We start from the raw sequence: 17,645 nt of genomic DNA on the forward strand, positions 1-17,645 counted from the left end.
GGGAACCGAGACGAAGGGAGCCATCATGCCCGCCGGTTCCAGCTCCAAGCGCGAGCGTCAGTACGAGCACATCAAGAAGAGCGCGCAGGACCGGGGCGAGAGCACCAAGCGCGCCAAGGAGATCGCCTCGCGGACGGTCAACAAGGAACGCGCCCGCTCCGGCGAGTCCAAGACCGCGAGCCGCAGCTCGACGCAGGACATGTCGTCCAGCAGGCGTGGCGGCCAGCGGTCGGGCAACCGGGTCGGCTCCCAGGGCCCGACTCGCGACCAGCTGTACAACGAGGCCAAGCAGCGCGGCGTCGAAGGCCGTTCGAACATGAACAAGGACCAGCTGCAGCGCGCGCTGAACGCCAAGAAGGGATGAGCAGCGGCAGTCAGTCCGGCGTCTACCGGTGGCGGGCCAGCTCCGGAGCCGTCTTCGTGGCGACGAACTCGATGATGCGATACGTGCACACGCCGCCGGCGGCGAACGGGTCGCCCGCCACGATCTCCTCGATCCGGGCGCGGTCCTCGGCGACGGCGAGGATCACCCCGCCGTCCCGGGGGTTCTTGCGCCCGGAGGCCAGGAAGAAGCCCTTGTCGTACTGCTCCTCGAGCCACGCCACGTGGTCCGGCAGCAGTGCGTCGACGGCGTTGAGAGGTGCGGTGTAGGTCAGCTCCAGCACGAACATGATCGCGAGCGTACCCCCTGGCTCCGACAACCGGCCGCGGACCGTACAGTTCAGGTCACCATGACGACCGTTGGCGTACCCGCGGGCTGGCCCGCGACCGAGGAAGAGGCCCGCGCGGTGCAGGACGAGCTGCGTGGGCGCGTGGTGCTCGACGAGCGCGGTCCCGAGCCGGGCATGGGCCGGGTGACCGGGGTCGACGTCGCCTACGACGACGAACTCGACCTCGTCGCCGCGGCGGCCGTCGTGCTGGACGCCGCCACCCTGGACGTGGTGGCCGAGGCGACGGCCGTCGGTCGCGTCTCCTTCCCGTATGTGCCGGGTCTTCTCGCCTTCCGCGAGATCCCGACCGTCCGGGCCGCCCTGGACCGGCTGCCGTGCCCGCCCGGCCTGGCCGTGTGCGACGGCTACGGCCTGGCCCATCCGCGCCGCTTCGGCCTCGCGAGCCACCTCGGCGTGCTCACCGGCCTGCCGGTCATCGGCGTCGCCAAGAACCCGTTCACCTTCACCTACGACGACCCGGGGCAGGCGCGCGGCGCCTCCGCTCCGCTGCTCGCGGGGGACGAGGAGGTCGGGCGCGCCCTGCGCACCCGGGACGGCGTCAAACCGGTCTTCGTCTCCGTCGGCCACCGGGTGAGCCTGGACAACGCCGTGGCCCACACGCTGGCCCTGACCCCGCGCTACCGGCTGCCGGAGACCACGCGCCGGGCCGACGCCCTGTGCCGCCGCGCGCTGCGGGAGGCGGCACAGGGCGCCGGAGGCGGCACTCAGGAGGCGACGACGCGCCAGGCGCCGACCTCCTGATACGCCGAGTCGTGGACGGTCGAGCCGTCTCCCGGTTCGAGGGCGTAATGGTGGAGGTTCCCGCCCCAGTAGCGCAGGATGCGCCCCAGCTCACCGGCGCGGTCCTGCGCCGACGCAGCCTCGTCCACGGTCACTTCGAGCACGAACTTCATGCCTCTGACGCCTCCTTCGGCTCCGCGTCCCGGGCCTCCATCGTTTCATTGAAGACCGTTGTGAGACTTTCGCGGCGATGGCCGCAGGCAGCCAGGGGTGTCTGCGGCGAAAGTCTCAAACGGCGGAGGAGGCGCCCGGGCCCGTGGCCGCGACCCGGAAGGTGATCCCCGCGGCGCGCAGCCGCTCGGTCAGGGCGTCACCCATCGCCTGCGCCGTGGTGACCTGCCCGGCCGTCGCCGGGAGGTCGTCGAAGGCCAGGCTGAGGGCCGCTTCGGCGAACATCTTCGCCGTCTCGTCGTAGCCGGGGTCGCCGCCCGAGACCTCCGTGAACACGCGCCGCCCGCCGCCCTCGCCGACGAAGCGCACCGCGAACCGGCTCCGCGCCCGCTTCTCCGCGCTCGGCCCGTCTCCCGGCTGCAGCCGGCCCGACAGCCAGCGCCGCGCGGGCGGCAGTTGGGCGGCCGCCAGGACCGCGCCGACGGCGGCGACCCCGCCGAGGGCGACCGGCAGGTGCCGTACCGCCGCGTAGTGCCTATAGCGGAAGTCGGGGCCGTACCGGTCGAGCGCCTTCGCCGAGCGGCGCACGATCTGCGGGTCGACGGTCGGCAGCGGCAGTGCCCACGCGCCGACCTCCTTGGCGAACCGCGGCGCGCCCGTCGGCGCCGCGACCCGGCGGCCCATCAGCCGCGGCTCGTGCCGGCCCCGTTCCCGCGCCGCGGCCAGCAGCTGCCGGCCTCGGGCGAACTGGTTCAGCGCCGAGGCCAGGGTGCCGCCGGAGAAGGCCGCGTCGGCGGTCACGTATCCGTCCACGGTCAGCGGCACGCCCTCCGGCAGCTGCCGGACCGTGAAGTACACGCCGAGGTCGTGGGGTACGGAGTCGAAGCCGCACGCGTGCACCAGGCGCGCGCCCGTCTCCCGCGCGCGTGTGTCGTGCCGGACGTACATCAGGTCCACGAACTCCGGCTCGCCCGTCAGGTCCAGATAGTCGGTCCCGGTGTCCGCGCAGGCGGCGACCAGCTCCTCGCCGTAGAGCACGTACGGCCCGACGGTCGTGGCGACCACGCGCGCGTGCTCGGCGAGGGCGCGCAGGGTCGCCGGTTCGGTGACATCCGCCCGCAGGACACCGACGTCCGCCCCGCCGGGCAGGCGCTCACGCAGCCGCCGCAGCTTGCGTTCGTCGCGGCCGGCCACCGCCCAGCGCAGGCCCTCGGGCGCGTGCGCGGCGAGATACTCCGCCGTGAGGGAGCCGACGAAGCCGGTGGCTCCGAAGAGCACGAGGTCGTAGGGACGATCCGTCCTGTTCAGCCTGCTCATGACACCCCTTGGTCCCGCAGCTCGCGCCGCTGTCGGTGGCCGAGGCTAGCGTGAGGAGTGCGAGTGTCGACGACCAGCCCGGAGGCAGCGGTGGCCACAGCCAGGAATGCCCTGACGAAGCGGGAGAAAGCGCGCGGGTTCCTCGCTGTGGACGACGGCGGTCACCCACAGAGCCCCACCGTCGGGCTCCGGCGCGAGGCCGTCGGCGCAGCCACCTCTCACCCTCCCGGGTGATCCGCGTGGAGGCGGGCACTTGACTAAGCGCTTGCTCGTTAGGTCTTGTGTCCGGTGGAACGCGTTCCTAGCATCACCGGTGTTACATCAGTTGTGTCACACACGCTTGGGGGCTGCATGACGACGGCAGGGACGCCGGGCGGCGGGCCGCTCTCCGGCGTGCGCGTGGTCGAGCTGGCCGGCATCGGGCCGGGCCCGTTCGCCGCCATGCTCCTCGCGGACCTCGGCGCGGACGTGGTCCGGGTGGACCGGCCGGGCGGTCCCGGCCTCGGCATCGATCCCGGGTACGACGTCACCAACCGCAACAAGCGCTCGGTCGTGGTCGACCTGAAGGCCCCGGACGGCCCCGGGCGCGTCCTGGACCTCGCCGAGCGGGCCGACATCCTCATCGAGGGCTACCGCCCCGGCGTCGCCGAGCGCCTCGGCGTCGGCCCCGGGGAGTGCCACGCCCGCAACCCCCGCCTGGTCTACGGCCGCATGACCGGCTGGGGGCAGGACGGCCCGCTCGCCGACCGCGCGGGCCACGACGTGGCCTACATCGCGCTGACCGGCACCCTCGGCATGACCGGCCGCCCGGACGAGCCCCCGGTCTTTCCGGCCAACCTGCTCGGCGACTACGCGGGCGGCTCCTTGTACCTGGTCGTCGGCGTCCTCGCCGCCCTGCACCACGCGCGCGTGACCGGCACCGGACAGGTCGTCGACGCCGCCATCGTGGACGGCGCGGCCCACCTCTCCGCGATGATCCACGGCATGCTCGCGGCCGGCGGCTGGCAGGACCGGCGCGCCACCAACCTCCTCGACGGCGGCTGCCCCTACTACGGCACCTACGAGACCGCCGACGGCAAGTACATGGCGGTCGGCGCCCTGGAGGGGCAGTTCTACGCGGAGTTCCTGCGGCTGCTCGGCCTGGACGACCTGGCACCGGCCCACAAGGACTGGAGCCGCTGGGACGAACTGCGCGAGCGCGTCGCCGCCCGCTTCAAGTCCCGCACCCGGGACGAGTGGACGGCGCTCTTCGAGGGAACGGACGCCTGTGTGGCGCCCGTGCTGTCCCTGCGCGAGGCCCCGCACCACCCGCACCTGGCCGCCCGCGGCACCTTCACCGACCACGCCGGCATCACCCAGCCGGCCCCCGCCCCCCGCTTCTCCGCGACCCCCACGTCCGTCCGCACCGGCCCCGCCCTGCCGGGCGCCGACACGGAGGCGGTGGCGCGGGACTGGGGGATACCCGCACCCGTGAACGACGACCCGGTCACCGACGCCGACTGACCCGGCCCACCCCGCTCGGCCCACCCTCCCGAAAGGCACACCAGTGAGCACCGAAGCGTACGTGTACGACGCGATCCGCACCCCGCGCGGCCGCGGCAAGGCGAACGGCGCCCTGCACGGCACGAAGCCCATCGACCTGGTCGTCGGCCTCATCCACGAGATCCGCGACCGCTTCCCCGGCCTCGACCCGGCCGCCGTCGACGACATCGTGCTCGGTGTCGTCGGACCGGTCGGCGACCAGGGCTCCGACATCGCCCGGATCGCCGCGATCGCCGCCGGACTGCCCGACACGGTCGCCGGCGTCCAGGAGAACCGCTTCTGTGCCTCCGGCCTGGAGGCCGTCAACCTGGCCGCCGCCAAGGTGCGTTCCGGCTGGGAGGACCTGGTCCTCGCGGGCGGCGTGGAGTCGATGTCCCGGGTGCCGATGGCCTCCGACGGCGGCGCCTGGTTCAACGACCCGATGACCAACCTCGCCGTCAACTTCGTGCCGCAGGGCATCGGCGCCGACCTGATCGCCACCATCGAGGGCTTCTCCCGCCGGGACGTCGACGAGTACGCGGCCCTGTCCCAGGAGCGCGCCGCCACGGCCTGGAAGGAGGGCCGCTTCGACCGCTCGGTCGTCCCCGTCAAGGACCGCAGCGGCCTGGTCGTCCTCGACCACGACGAGCATCTGCGCCCCGGCACCACCGCCGACTCGCTCGCGAAGCTCAAGCCGTCCTTCGCGGACATCGGCGAACTCGGCGGCTTCGACGCCGTCGCGCTGCAGAAGTACCACTGGGTGGAGAAGATCGACCACGTCCACCACGCGGGCAACTCCTCCGGCATCGTGGACGGCGCCTCGCTCGTCGCGATCGGCTCCAAGGAGGTCGGCGAGCGCTACGGTCTCACCCCGCGCGCGCGGATCATCTCCGCCGCCGTCTCCGGCTCCGAGCCGACCATCATGCTCACCGGGCCCGCCCCCGCCACCCGCAAGGCCCTCGCCAAGGCCGGGCTCACCATCGACGACATCGACCTGGTCGAGATCAACGAGGCGTTCGCCGCGGTGGTCCTGCGCTTCGTCAAGGACATGGGTCTGTCGCTGGACAAGGTCAACGTCAACGGCGGCGCCATCGCCCTCGGCCACCCGCTCGGCGCGACCGGCGCGATGATCCTCGGCTCGCTCATCGACGAGCTGGAGCGCCAGGACAAGCGCCACGGCCTCGCCACCCTGTGCGTCGGCGGCGGCATGGGCATCGCCACCATCGTCGAGCGCATCTGAACTCCCCGCGGATCACCAGACTTCAACGGAGACGACTGTCATGACCGAGAGCACCACCATCCGCTGGGAGCAGGACGACACCGGTGTCGTCACCCTCGTCCTGGACGACCCCAACCAGTCCGCGAACACCATGAACCAGGCGTTCCGCGCCTCCATCACGGCGATCGCCGCGCGCGCCGAGGCCGAGAAGGACTCCATCCGCGGCATCATCTACACCTCCGCCAAGAAGACCTTCTTCGCCGGCGGCGACCTCAAGGACATGATCAAGGCCGGTCCCGAGGACGCTCAGCAGGTCTTCGACACCGCCACCGAGATCAAGAACGCGCTGCGCCGCATCGAGACCCTCGGCAAGCCGGTCGTCGCCGCCATCAACGGCGCGGCCCTCGGCGGCGGCTACGAAATCGCGCTCGCCTCCCACCACCGCATCGCCCTGGACGCCCCCGGCTCCAAGATCGGCCTGCCCGAGGTCACGCTCGGCCTGCTGCCGGCGGGCGGCGGCGTCACCCGCACCGTGCGCTTGATGGGCATCACGGACGCGCTGCTGAAGGTGCTGCTCCAGGGCACCCAGTACAACCCCCGCCGCGCCCTGGACAACGGCCTGGTCCACGAGGTGGCCGAGACTCCCGAGGAGATGCTCGCCAAGGCCCGCGCCTTCATCGACGCCCACCCCGAGTCGCACCAGCCCTGGGACGTCCCCGGCTACAGGATCCCGGGCGGCACCCCCGCGAACCCGAAGTTCGCCGCCAACCTGCCCGCGTTCCCGGCCAGTCTGCGCAAGCAGACGAACGGCGCCCCCTACCCGGCCCCGCGCAACATCATGGCCGCGGCCGTCGAGGGCTCCCAGGTCGACTTCGAGACCGCGATCACCATCGAGACCCGCTACTTCACCGAGCTGGTGACCGGGCAGACCGCCAAGAACATGATCCAGGCGTTCTTCTTCGACCTCCAGGCCGTCAACTCCGGCGCCAACCGGCCGAAGGGCATCGAGCCCGGCAAGGTGCGCAAGGTCGCCGTCCTCGGCGCCGGCATGATGGGCGCCGGCATCGCCTACTCCTGCGCCCGCGCCGGCATCGACGTCGTCCTGAAGGACGTCTCCCTGGAGGCGGCGACCAAGGGCAAGGGCTACTCCGAGAAGCTGTGCGCCAAGGCCGTCACCAAGGGCCGTACCAGCCAGGAGAAGGCCGACGCGCTGCTGGCCCGGATCACGCCCACCGCCGAGGTGGCCGATCTCGCGGGCTGCGACGCGGTGATCGAGGCCGTCTTCGAGGACACCGCGCTCAAGCACAAGGTGTTCCAGGAGATCGAGTCCGTCGTCGCGCCCGACGCGCTGCTGTGCTCCAACACCTCCACCCTGCCCATCACCACCCTCGCCGAGGGCGTGGAGCGCCAGGCCGACTTCATCGGGCTGCACTTCTTCTCGCCCGTCGACAAGATGCCGCTGGTGGAGATCATCAAGGGTGAGCGCACCGGTGACGAGGCCCTGGCCCGCGCCTTCGACCTGGTCCGGCAGATCAACAAGACGCCGATCGTCGTCAACGACTCGCGCGGCTTCTTCACCTCCCGAGTGATCGGCCACTTCATCAACGAGGGCGTCGCCATGGTCGGCGAGGGCATCGAGCCCGCCTCCGTGGAGCAGGCCGCCGCCCAGGCCGGCTACCCGGCCAAGGTCCTCTCCCTGATGGACGAGCTGACCCTCACCCTCCCGCGCAAGATCCGGGGCGAGACGAAGCGGGCCGTGGAGGAGGCGGGCGGCACCTGGACCGCGCACCCGGCCGAAGCCGTCATCGACCGCATGGTCGACGAGTTCGGCCGCCCCGGCCGCAGCGGTGGCGCCGGGTTCTACGACTACACCGAGGACGGCAAGCGGGCCGGACTCTGGCCGGGCCTGCGCGAGCACTTCACCCGGCCCGGGTACGAGATCCCGTTCCGGGACATGCAGGAGAGGATGCTCTTCTCCGAGGCGCTCGACACCGTACGCCTCCTGGAGGAGGGCGTCCTGACCTCGGTCGCCGACGCCAACATCGGCTCGATCTTCGGCATCGGCTTCCCCGGCTGGACCGGCGGCGTCCTGCAGTACATCAACGGCTACGAAGGCGGCCTGCCCGGCTTCGTGGCCCGCGCGCGGGAACTCGCCGAGACCTACGGCGAGCGCTTCACCCCGCCCGCGCTGCTCGTCGAGAAGGCGGAGCGCGGGGAGCCCTTCACCGACGGCCACTGACCCGGTCCCGACAAGGCGGCACCCTCCCCTTCGACCGAAGGTGCCGCCTTGGCGGTTTCGCCTGTCAGCCGTCCTGCTTGGGACCGAGATAGATGCCGCCGCCGGCGTCGACGGTGATGCCACGCGGACCGACCTCGTTGGCCAGGCCGTCATCGCCTGCCCCGCCGAGACCGCCCGCTTCTACCCCTGGCCCGGCCTGGCCTACCTCCCCGTCCGCGACGCCCCGCCCTTCCGCTGGGCCCTCGCCTGGCGCACCGGTGACGACAACCCCCTGCCTCCGCGCCCTCGCCGACTTCGCCACCGCGACCGGGGCCCGGCATCGGCCGACCGGACCCACAGTTCCTGCCGCACCCCGCAACCGGTGCCGCTCAGTCGAGCCACTCCCGCAGTTCCTGGTTCAAGGAGCGCTGGAACGTGGTCAGCAGGGCCTGCACCACCAGCGGGTGCATGTGGGCGGACAGGGAGCGCACTTCCTTGGTGTCCCGCTCCGTCACCGCGCCTCGCAGCAGTTGTGACAACGCGTGAGCGGCCGCGCGGGAGTGCTCGATGAGCACCTTGCGCGCCGCGAGGATCACCTCCTGCGACAGCGGTACGTCGAGCAGCTGCACCCCGAGCCGGAGCAACCCGGAGTCGACCCGGAAGGTGTCGCCCTCCGCGCCTTCCGCTGCCATGACGACGTTCATCGCCGCCAGCCGCTCCACGTCCTCGGCGGCGAGCGGCCGGCCGGCCCGCCGCTCCAGCTCCTCCCGCGACACCGTGTCGACCGCGTCCGGCGCCCAGGACGCGACCACGGCGCGGTGGATGGCGAGGTCCTGCGGGGAGAGGTCGGCGGGCAGCTGCCCGAGGTACCGCTCGATCGCCGACAGGGTCATCCCCTGCTGCTGCAACTCCTCGATCAGGGCCAGCCGCGCCAGATGGTCGGGCCCGTAGTGCCCCACCCGGCGGGGCCCGATCATCGGGGGCGGCAGCAGACCCTTGCTGCCGTAGAACCGCACGGTGCGCACGGTGACGCCCGCCCGGGCGGCCAGCTCGTCGATGGTGAGGGGCGTGTCCTCGGCATGGGTCGTCATGTGCAGCAGTATCGCTGTCTCACCAATGGTGTGAAACCCGAGGTGAACGACATGTGGACCCTGCGTTGATCGTGTGAGAAGTAACGCTGTGTGACATGGGCCATCGCGTAGAGGTGATTCTTTCTGGGAAGCTGCTGGCTTGGTCTGTGCCGCGACTCGACACCGGGGTGGTGTGGACCAAGCCCTGCACGTCCCCCGGGCCCACGAGGCCTGGGCGCACCAGGAAGTGAACCACCCGTGAGCAAGGACGCCGTGGAATCGGCACAGGCCCCCGCCCGCATCAAGGCGGCTCAGGCGGACCGGACGCCCGCGGACGCGGGCGACGCCGGTTACAGCAAGGACCTCAAGGCCCGCCACGTCAACATGATCGCCATCGGTGGCGCCATCGGCACCGGACTCCTCCTGGGCGCCGGCGGCCGCCTGCACAACGCGGGACCGGCACTCGCCCTGGCCTACCTGGTCTGCGGCGTCTTCGCCTTCTTCGTGGTCCGGGCCCTGGGCGAACTGGTCCTGTACCGCCCGTCCTCCGGGTCCTTCGTGTCCTACGCGCGTGAGTTCCTCGGCGAGAAGGGCGCCTATGTCGCCGGCTGGATGTACTTCCTGAACTGGTCGACCACCGGCATCGCCGACATCACCGCGATCGCGCTCTACACGCACTACTGGAGCATGTTCACCAGCATTCCCCAGTGGGTGCTCGCCCTGATCGCCCTCGCGGTGGTCCTGGCCGTGAACCTGATCTCGGTGAAGATCTTCGGCGAGATGGAGTTCTGGTTCGCGATCATCAAGGTCGCGACCATCGTCGGCTTCATGCTGATCAGCATTTTCCTGCTCGCCACCCAGCACAAGGTCGGCGGCCACACCCCCGGCCTGAGCGTCATCACCGACCACGGCGGGCTCTTCCCGCACGGCGCGATGCCGGTCGTCCTGGTCATGCAGGGCGTGATCTTCGCCTACGCCGCGCTGGAGCTGGTCGGTGTCGCCGCCGGCGAGACCGCCGAGCCGGAGAAGGTCGTCCCGCGCGCGGTGAACTCGATCATGTGGCGTGTGGGCCTGTTCTACGTCGGCTCGGTCGTGCTGCTCGCCCTGCTGCTGCCCGGCTCGGTGTACTCCGCCGACGAGAGCCCGTTCGTCACGGTCCTGTCGAAGATCGGCGTCCCGGCGGCCGGTGACGTGATGAACCTGGTTGTCCTGACCGCGGCCATGTCCTCGCTGAACTCCGGTCTGTACTCCACCGGCCGCATCCTCCGCTCCATGGCCATGGCGGGCTCCGCGCCGAAGTTCACCGCCCGCATGAACCGCAGCCAGGTCCCGTACGGCGGCATCCTGCTGACCTGCGCGGTCTGTGTGCTCGGCGTCGGCCTGAACTACCTGATGCCCAGCCAGGCCTTCGAGATCGTGCTGAACGTCGCCTCCCTCGGCATCATCAGCACCTGGGTGATCATCATGCTCTGCCACATGATCTTCGTCCGCCGGGCCCGCGCGGGCCTCGCGACCCGGCCGCACTTCCAGCTGAAGTTCAGCCCGGTCACCGAGATCGCCACGATCGCGTTCCTGCTGATCTGCCTCGGCATGATGTGGAACGACCCCGAGGTCGGCCGGAAGACCATCCTGCTGATTCCCGTCATCGCCGTCATGCTGGTCGCCGGCTGGTTCGGCGTGCGCCGCCGGGTCTCGAAGAACACCGACCAGGAGCTCACGGAGCTGTCGCGCTCCACGGATTAGCAGCTCGGCGCCACTGTCAGTGGCATCGCCTAAGGTGGCGTCATGTCGGAGATCATGCATGTCCGGGGTGACGCCACCGTGGCGTCGGTCAAGGGTGCCAAGGTGATCGCGGAACCGCGCGACCAGCCGAGCTCGCGCACCCCTGCGACGGACGTTCTGGTGCTGGGCGGAGCCGGCGTCGACACGATCATCCACGTCCCCGAACTGCCCCTCCCGTACGCCGACAGCTACATGATCGACTCCGGGATCCGCACCCGCGCCGGACAGACCGGCGACTTCGTCGCCCTGGGTCTTGCCGCACTCGGCCTGCGCACCCACCACCTCGACCTGCTCGGCGCCGACCCCGAGGGCGACCTCGTGCGCGTCCTGCACCGCGAGCACGGCATCGGACTGACCGCGCTCCCGCAGCCCGCCGGCACCAAACGGGCGGTCAACCTCGTCGGCCCGGACGGCCGCCGCCTGTCCCTGTACGACACCAGCCGGGCCCGCCCCGGCGACCGCTTCCCGCCGGAGCTGCTGCGCATGCTGGCCGGAGCGAGCCGGCATGTGCACGTGACCATCACCCAGCCCTGCGCCGAGACCCTGCCCGTGCTGACCGCGACCGGCGTACCCCTGTCCACGGATCTGCACGACTGGGACGGGGAGAACCCGTACCACGAGCCCTTCGCGTACGCGGCGGACATCGTCTTCCTGTCGGCCGCCGCCCTGACCGACCCCGAGCGCACCATGCGGCGCATCACCGAGCGGGGGCGTGCCGAGGTGGTCGTCGCCACCGCCGGAGCCGAGGGCGCGTATCTGCTGGCCGACGGCGACCTGACCCGCGTGCCCGCGGCATTGCCGCCCGCGCCGGTGGTGGACTCCAACGGCGCGGGCGACGCCTTCGCCGCCGCCTTCCTCTACGGCCGCCTCGCCGGCGAACCGCCCGAGACCTGCGCCCGCTACGGCGCGGTGGCGGGCGCCTACGCCTGCACCGTCCCGGCCTCCCGAGCGGAGTCGATAGACCGGGACGAACTGCTCGAACGGGCGGCGGAGCCGAGACCCTGACCGGTCCCCGGGTCAGTGTCCGTGCGCGGCGTGGATGTCGTTCGTCGCCTCGATCTTCTGCCACGACTTCGGCCGGGCCACCGCCGTGTCCGCCTTCACCAGGGACGCGGCGCGTGCGGCGGGCGCGGCCGGCTTCGCCGGCTGGAACAGCCAGGTGTCGAACAGTGCCGCGAGGGGCTTGCCAGACACCTGCTCGGCGTACTTCTGGAAGTCGGCCACCGAGGCGTTGCCGTACGCGTGCTCCTGCGGCCAGCCCTTCAGGATGCGGAAGAACGCGTCGTCACCGATCTCGTTGCGCAGTGCCTGGATCGCGAGCGCTCCGCGGTCGTAGACGGCGATGTCGAACTGGTCGTCCGGGCCCGGGTCACCCGGCTTGACCGTCCAGAACGCGTCGTCGGCCGGATGGGAGGCGTACACGTAGTCGGCGAGCTCCTGCGTGGTCCCCTCGCCCTCGTGCTCCGACCACAGCCACTGCGCGTACCGGGCGAAGCCCTCGTTGATCCAGATGTCCTTCCAGCCCTTCAGCGACACGTCGTCGCCGTACCACTGGTGGGCCAGCTCGTGCACCACCACCGAGGTGTTGGAGCCGTTCGCGAACTGCTTCGGGCTGTAGTAGACGCGGGTCTGGGTCTCCAGCGCGTACCCGGTGGTGGTGTTGGGCACGTACCCGCCCGCCGAGCTGAACGGATACGGCCCGAAGTAGCCGCTGAGCCAGTCGACGATCTCCCCGGTGCGCTCCACGCTCGACCGGGCGGCCCCGTCGTTGTCGCCGAGGTCCTTGCTGTAGGCGTTGACGACCGGCACCCCGCCGTCGGAGGTGCTGGTCGTGATGTCGAACTTCCCGATGGCGAGGGTGGCCAGATAGGTCGCCTGCGGCTTGTTCTGCCGCCAGTTGTAGCGGGTCCAGCCCAGCTTCGAACCGGTCGACTGCAGCGTGCCGTTGGAGATGGCCTGGGTGCCGTCCGGCACGGCCACCGACACGTCGTAGGTGGCCTTGTCGCTCGGGTGGTCGTTGCTCGGGAACCACCACCAGGCCGCCTCGGGCTCGTCGGCCGCGACCGCGCCGTCGGGTGTGCGGTGCCAGGTGTTGAAGCCATAGGCGCTCTTCGTCGACGGCACCCCGCTGTAGCGGACCACCACCGTGATCGGCGTGCCCTTGGCCAGCGGCGTCCCCGGCGTGATCACCAGCTCGTGCTGCCCGGAGGTGGTGAACGCGGCCTTGGCGCCGTTGACCCGCACCTCGCTCACGTCCAGCAGGAAGTCCAGGTCGAAGCTGGACAGGTCCTGGGTGGTCCGCGCCAGGATCGTCGCCGTGCCCTGCAACGCGTCCGTCTTCGGCTGGTACTGCAGCCTCAGGTCGTAGTGCGAGACGTCGTAGCCGCCGTTGCCGTAGTCGGGGTAGTAGGGGTCGCCGATGCCCGGCGCGCCGGGGGAGAAGCTCGCGGCCGATGCCGGGATCGCCAGCAGGAGGGAGGCCGCCGCGAGTGCGCCCGGCGCGATGATTCTGCGGTGCACGTCAGCTCCAAGTCGTCGGGACTTCACGTCCGTTCGGAAGGTCCTTCGGGGACAGCTGTCCGGAGCCTATTCAGTCCCTGTGGCCCCTGACCTGTCCATGGCCCCCGCTGTCACACGATCGCCATTCGGCCGTCACGTACCCGCACAGTGCCGTAAAGTCCCCTTCTGTAGCGGGAGTTCACCGGAGTACCGTCCGCGCATGCCGATACGCACCCTCATCCGCACGCGCTTCACGATCTGGAGAGCGCTCGCGACCGCGGTCGCCGCCATCCTGACGGCCGCCTTCCTCACCCCGTCCGCCGCACAGGCCGCCACCGGCGCGAGCCGGGCCCCGCGCGAGAGCCGGCCCGTCTACTCCTACACCCACGCCGTCCGCGAGTCCGTATGGGTGGACACGGGGCTCGACGAAGACGGCGACGGCAGGACCGACCGGGTCGCCGCCGACATCGTCCGGCCGGCCGAACCCGCCCGCCAGGGCCGCAAGGTGCCCGTCATCATGGACGCCAGCCCCTACTACTCCTGCTGCGGACGCGGCAACGAGAGCCAGGTCAAGACGTACGACGCACAGGGCCACGTGGTCCAGATGCCGCTCTTCTACGACAACTACTTCGTTCCCCGCGGCTACGCCTTCGTCGGCGTCGACCTCACCGGCACCAACCGCTCCGACGGCTGCGTCGACGTCGGCGGCCGCTCCGACATCCAGTCCGCGAAGGCCGTCGTCGACTGGCTGAACGGCCGCGCCAAGGCATACACGAGCCGGACCGGGACGAAGACCGTCACAGCCACCTGGACCAACGGCCGGACCGGCATGATCGGCAAGAGCTGGGACGGGACGATCGCCAACGGCGTCGCCGCCACCGGCGTCAAGGGGCTGAAAACCATCGTCCCGATCAGCGCCATCTCCTCCTGGTACGACTACTACTTCGCGCAGGGCGCCCCGCTGTACGACGGCGGCCCCGACCAACTGGCCGGTTACGTCGAGAGCGACACGGCGCACGCCCACTGCGCCGCCGTACAGAGGGAACTCGTCGACGGCAGCCCGCGCAGCGGCGACTGGACGTCGCTGTGGACCGAGCGGGACTACGTCAAGGACGCGGCCAAGGTGCGTGCCAGCGTGTTCCTGGTGCACGGCATGCAGGACCTCAACGTCCGCACCAAGCACTTCGGCCAGTGGTGGGACGCGCTGGCGAAGCACGGTGTGCACCGCAAGATCTGGCTGTCCCAGACCGGCCATGTCGACCCCTTCGACTACCGGCGCGGCGCCTGGGTCGACACCCTGCACCGCTGGTTCGACCACGAACTCCTCGGCTACGACAACGGCATCGACCACGAGCCGATGGCCGATCTCGAACGCCACCCCGACCAGTGGGTCACCTCCCGCGTCTGGCCCCCGCAGACCACCCGCACCACCGTTCTCCACCCGGCTCCCGGCACCCAGGCGGGCGTCGGCACGCTCGGCCTGCACCCGGCCACCGGCACCGAGACCTTCACCGACGACCCGAAGCTGAGCGAGACCGACTGGGCGGCCCACCTGACCACGCCCACCCCGGAGAAGACCGGCTTCCTCACCGCGCCGCTCACCCGCGACCTGCGCCTGTCCGGTTCGACCACGGTGACGGTGACCGCGACACCTTCGACCACCTCGGCCCACCTGTCGGCCGTCCTGGTCGATCTCGGTCCGGACACCATCCGCGACTACGCGGACGCCGCGGAAGGCATCACCACGCTCAGCAACCGCACCTGCTGGGGCGAGAGCACGACCGGGGACAGCGCCTGCTTCAAGGAGACGGCGGCCAAGACGGCCAAGGTCGACTACACGGTGTTCAGCCGCGGCTGGGCCGACCTCGGCCACTACGCCTCGCTCGGCAAGGGCGTCCCGCTCACCCCGGGCAGGGCTTACACGATGACTCTTCGTCTCGCGGCCACCGACCACGTCGTTCCCGAGGGGCACCGGCTGGCCCTGATCATCGCGGGCACGGACAAGGACCTCATCGACCCGCCGTCCACCAAGCCGGCCCTCACGGTGTCCCTGTCGGGTACGACGGCTGCGCTCCCGCTGGTCGGCGGGGCGCCGGCGTTCGCCCGGGCCACCAGCGGTACGCCGGCCATGGCCCCTGCCCCGGCACGGCCGACCGGCGTCCGAGCACCGCACGCCGCGCAGCACGTTCCGGCGAACTGACCTGAGCCGCAGCGCCATCGGCTGCCAGGCACCGGCACCCCGCAGGCGCGGGCAAGCACCCGCCGTCCCGACCGCCGCGCGGGTGCCCGGTCAGGCGGCTGGGAACGCCAGCCCGGCCGCCTCCCGCGCACACCCCCACGCCACCGTGATCCCGGCGCCGCCGTGCCCGTAGTTGTGCACCAGCAGGCGTCCGTCGGGCAGCGGCTGCCGTTCCAGTCGTACCGCGTCCCGGGCCGGCCGCAGCCCCACCCGGTGGTCCAGCACGCGCGCCTGCGCGATCGCCGGGTGGACCGCCGCGCACCGGGCCACGATCGCCGCGGCGGTGGCCGGGTCCGGGTCGAGTGACCAGTCGTCCTCCTCCGCCGTACCGCCGAGCAGCAGCCCGCCCGGCTGCGGGATGACGTACGTGGACGCGGCGGAGGAGTGGTCGACGGAGGTGAACCAGGTCGTGATCCCCGGGTTCTCCACGACCACCAACTGCCCGCGCACCGGACGCACCGCGGGATCCGGCACCAGCGAACGCGCGCCCAGACCCGCGCAGTTGACCACGACCCGCGCGGGCACCGCGGCGAGGTCGGTCACCTCGCGCCCCTCGACCACGCCTCCGGCCTTCGCCAGCCGCTCCCGCAGCCATGCCAGATGCACCGGCATGTCGATCACCGGCAGCCGCGCCGCGAGACCGTCGGCCACCGCCCGCAGTCCCGGCACCCGGCCCGCCCAGGCGCCCAGTTCGTCCAGCCGGATCCCCCGGTGTACGCCGTCGACCAGGCGTACGCCCGTTTCGTCCCGCCGGTCCGCCAGCTCCTCGTACACGGCGAGGGACGCGAGCGCCCACGCGCCGACCAGAGGCTCGGGTTCGATGCGGTACGGCCACCACAGGCCGCCGGCGACCGCCGAGGTCGTACGCTCGGCGGGCTCCCGCGCCCACACCCGTACCCGGCGCCCGGACTCCGCCAGGACCACGGCCGTCGTCAGCCCGGCGATCCCGCTCCCGACCACGATCACTTCGTCACTCGGCTCGCTGTTCACGCCAGGACGATAGGCCCTGTCCGGAAGACCCTGTCATGCTGCGCTCACATCCGTGCCGGTGTGGGGATACTCACAGCATGTCTGCCGCATACGCGACCTTCGGCCTGGCACCGGCGATCCGCGCCGGCGGTGTGCTCGCCGACGGCGGCTACCAGGTCCACCGCGACTTCGTGGACTTCGTCGTGGACGGCCGCCCGCTGCTGTTCCGGCTGTCCGACCTCGACGCGGTCTCCCCGCTCGCCTCGGACATACCGCCCGCCATCTTCACCGAGCAGGTGCGCGCCCTGCTCCTGGAGGCCGAACCGCCGCTCCCGGACGGCCGGTTCGTCATCTACGGCTGCCCCGACTGCGCGGATCTGGCCTGCGGGGCGGTCACCGCCGTCATCGAGCGCGACGGCGAGGACTACGTCTGGCGGGACTTCGCCTGGCAGACGAACGAGCACGCCGACCTGGAGCTGAACGGCTACCACGGCATAGGGCCGTTCCGCTTCCGGGGCGCCGAGTACCGCGCCGCACTCGGCGAGCTGATGGCGGGCTCCTGCGCGCCCCGTCGACGGGTGCTGCTGATCGGCGCCCGGGTCGCGGTCCTGGCCAAGCTGGCCGCCGCGCTGCGCTCCATCGGGATCGGCGCCGACATCACCCAGGACGCCCGGGCCGTCCCCGCCGAGGAACTGCGCGGTTACGGCGCGGTCGCCTTCGGCCGTGCGGTCGGGGTGGCCGACCGGGCCGCCGTACTGGAGGCCTTCGAGCGCGCCGGGATCGACATCGCCCGCGTGGACGGCCTGGCCCCGATCGTGCCGCTGCTGGTCGCCCAGATCGAGTACGCCCTCGACCGAAGCCCGCTGCCGCAGCGCCGGCTCGTGGGGCTGGCCGCCGCGGACGGCGCCGCGGACGTCGAGGTGACCTCGGCCTGTCGTGTACGGATCACCGCCTACCGCCTCGACCGGCTCTACCGCACCCACACCCGTGAGGTGTTCGACGGCGTCCTGGAGCCCGGCCGGCACCGCGTCGCGCTGGACCCGAAGGCGGTCAAGGGGGAGGCGTACGTCGTCGCCCGCACGACGGGAGGCGTGCTCACGGCACCGGTCGGCGGAGGGGCGCGGGGCTGAGGGGCAGGCGGCCCCACCGGGAAACAGGGCTGAGGTGTGGGTGTCCGGCCCATTAGGAT

Annotated in this window: 15 protein-coding genes; 9 read left to right on the forward strand and 6 right to left on the reverse strand. The window is 71.6% G+C overall.

The window, feature by feature from the left end; genetic code table 11:
* Positions 1–25 precede the first annotated feature (25 nt).
* A complete protein-coding gene (locus ACZ5NH_RS06310) occupies positions 26–364 on the forward strand; it encodes a plasmid stabilization protein (RefSeq protein ID WP_468773218.1) in 339 nt (112 codons plus the stop codon).
* A gap of 22 nt (positions 365–386) precedes the next feature.
* On the opposite strand, the gene ACZ5NH_RS06315 is transcribed toward ACZ5NH_RS06310, so the two are convergent.
* Positions 387–671, reverse strand: a complete 285-nt coding sequence (locus ACZ5NH_RS06315) for a YciI family protein (protein WP_468773219.1) — start codon at positions 669–671, stop codon at positions 387–389.
* 60 nt (positions 672–731) lie between these two features.
* Here ACZ5NH_RS06315 and ACZ5NH_RS06320 point away from each other — a divergent pair, with 60 nt between their 5' ends.
* Positions 732–1,472, forward strand: coding sequence for an endonuclease V (locus ACZ5NH_RS06320; protein WP_468773220.1), 741 nt, complete (start codon positions 732–734; stop codon positions 1,470–1,472).
* Here the strand turns inward: ACZ5NH_RS06320 and ACZ5NH_RS06325 are convergent.
* Positions 1,436–1,624, reverse strand: a complete 189-nt coding sequence (locus tag ACZ5NH_RS06325) for a hypothetical protein (RefSeq protein ID WP_468773221.1) — start codon at positions 1,622–1,624, stop codon at positions 1,436–1,438. The genes ACZ5NH_RS06320 and ACZ5NH_RS06325 overlap by 37 nt on opposite strands.
* 115 nt (positions 1,625–1,739) lie before the next feature.
* Positions 1,740–2,939: a saccharopine dehydrogenase family protein gene (locus ACZ5NH_RS06330; RefSeq protein ID WP_468773222.1), complete on the reverse strand. Its 1,200-nt coding sequence runs from the start codon at positions 2,937–2,939 to the stop codon at positions 1,740–1,742.
* 351 nt (positions 2,940–3,290) lie between these two features.
* Between ACZ5NH_RS06330 and ACZ5NH_RS06335 the strand changes: the two genes are divergently transcribed.
* Genes ACZ5NH_RS06335 through ACZ5NH_RS06345 form a run of 3 tightly spaced genes read left to right on the forward strand, consistent with a single transcriptional unit; the run spans position 3,291 to position 7,918 of the window.
* Positions 3,291–4,442 carry a CaiB/BaiF CoA transferase family protein gene (locus ACZ5NH_RS06335; protein WP_468773223.1) on the forward strand — a complete coding sequence of 384 codons (1,152 nt, stop codon included), beginning with the start codon at positions 3,291–3,293 and terminating at the stop codon, positions 4,440–4,442.
* A gap of 43 nt (positions 4,443–4,485) precedes the next feature.
* Positions 4,486–5,700, forward strand: a complete 1,215-nt coding sequence (locus ACZ5NH_RS06340; RefSeq protein ID WP_388626968.1) for an acetyl-CoA C-acetyltransferase — start codon at positions 4,486–4,488, stop codon at positions 5,698–5,700.
* Positions 5,701–5,740: 40 nt separating this feature from the next.
* The gene (locus ACZ5NH_RS06345; RefSeq protein WP_468773224.1) at positions 5,741–7,918 is read left to right on the forward strand and encodes a 3-hydroxyacyl-CoA dehydrogenase NAD-binding domain-containing protein; all 2,178 of its coding nucleotides are present in this window, start codon (positions 5,741–5,743) and stop codon (positions 7,916–7,918) included.
* Between the two features lie 368 nt (positions 7,919–8,286).
* On the opposite strand, the gene ACZ5NH_RS06350 is transcribed toward ACZ5NH_RS06345, so the two are convergent.
* Entirely contained in the window at positions 8,287–8,988 is a 702-nt protein-coding gene (locus tag ACZ5NH_RS06350; protein ID WP_468773225.1) for a MerR family transcriptional regulator, read from the reverse strand.
* Positions 8,989–9,225: 237 nt separating this feature from the next.
* Between ACZ5NH_RS06350 and ACZ5NH_RS06355 the strand changes: the two genes are divergently transcribed.
* Positions 9,226–10,710, forward strand: a complete 1,485-nt coding sequence (locus tag ACZ5NH_RS06355; RefSeq protein WP_388626961.1) for an amino acid permease — start codon at positions 9,226–9,228, stop codon at positions 10,708–10,710.
* 42 nt (positions 10,711–10,752) lie between these two features.
* Entirely contained in the window at positions 10,753–11,754 is a 1,002-nt protein-coding gene (locus ACZ5NH_RS06360; RefSeq protein WP_468773226.1) for a PfkB family carbohydrate kinase, read from the forward strand.
* Positions 11,755–11,766: 12 nt separating this feature from the next.
* Here ACZ5NH_RS06360 and ACZ5NH_RS06365 read toward each other — a convergent pair whose 3' ends face one another.
* Entirely contained in the window at positions 11,767–13,269 is a 1,503-nt protein-coding gene (locus ACZ5NH_RS06365) for a M1 family metallopeptidase (RefSeq protein WP_468773227.1), read from the reverse strand.
* A 199-nt stretch (positions 13,270–13,468) separates the two neighbouring features.
* On the opposite strand from ACZ5NH_RS06365, the gene ACZ5NH_RS06370 reads away from it, so the two are divergent.
* Positions 13,469–15,448 carry a Xaa-Pro dipeptidyl-peptidase gene (locus tag ACZ5NH_RS06370; RefSeq protein ID WP_468773228.1) on the forward strand — a complete coding sequence of 660 codons (1,980 nt, stop codon included), beginning with the start codon at positions 13,469–13,471 and terminating at the stop codon, positions 15,446–15,448.
* Positions 15,449–15,538: 90 nt separating this feature from the next.
* Here ACZ5NH_RS06370 and ACZ5NH_RS06375 read toward each other — a convergent pair whose 3' ends face one another.
* Complete coding sequence (locus ACZ5NH_RS06375; RefSeq protein ID WP_468773508.1) at positions 15,539–16,453, reverse strand: FAD-dependent oxidoreductase; 915 nt, start codon at positions 16,451–16,453, stop codon at positions 15,539–15,541.
* A gap of 101 nt (positions 16,454–16,554) precedes the next feature.
* Between ACZ5NH_RS06375 and ACZ5NH_RS06380 the strand changes: the two genes are divergently transcribed.
* The gene (locus tag ACZ5NH_RS06380; protein WP_468773229.1) at positions 16,555–17,586 is read left to right on the forward strand and encodes an oxidoreductase; all 1,032 of its coding nucleotides are present in this window, start codon (positions 16,555–16,557) and stop codon (positions 17,584–17,586) included.
* Positions 17,587–17,645 lie beyond the last annotated feature (59 nt).

The organism is Streptomyces sp. NPDC031426 (genome assembly GCF_055581585.1).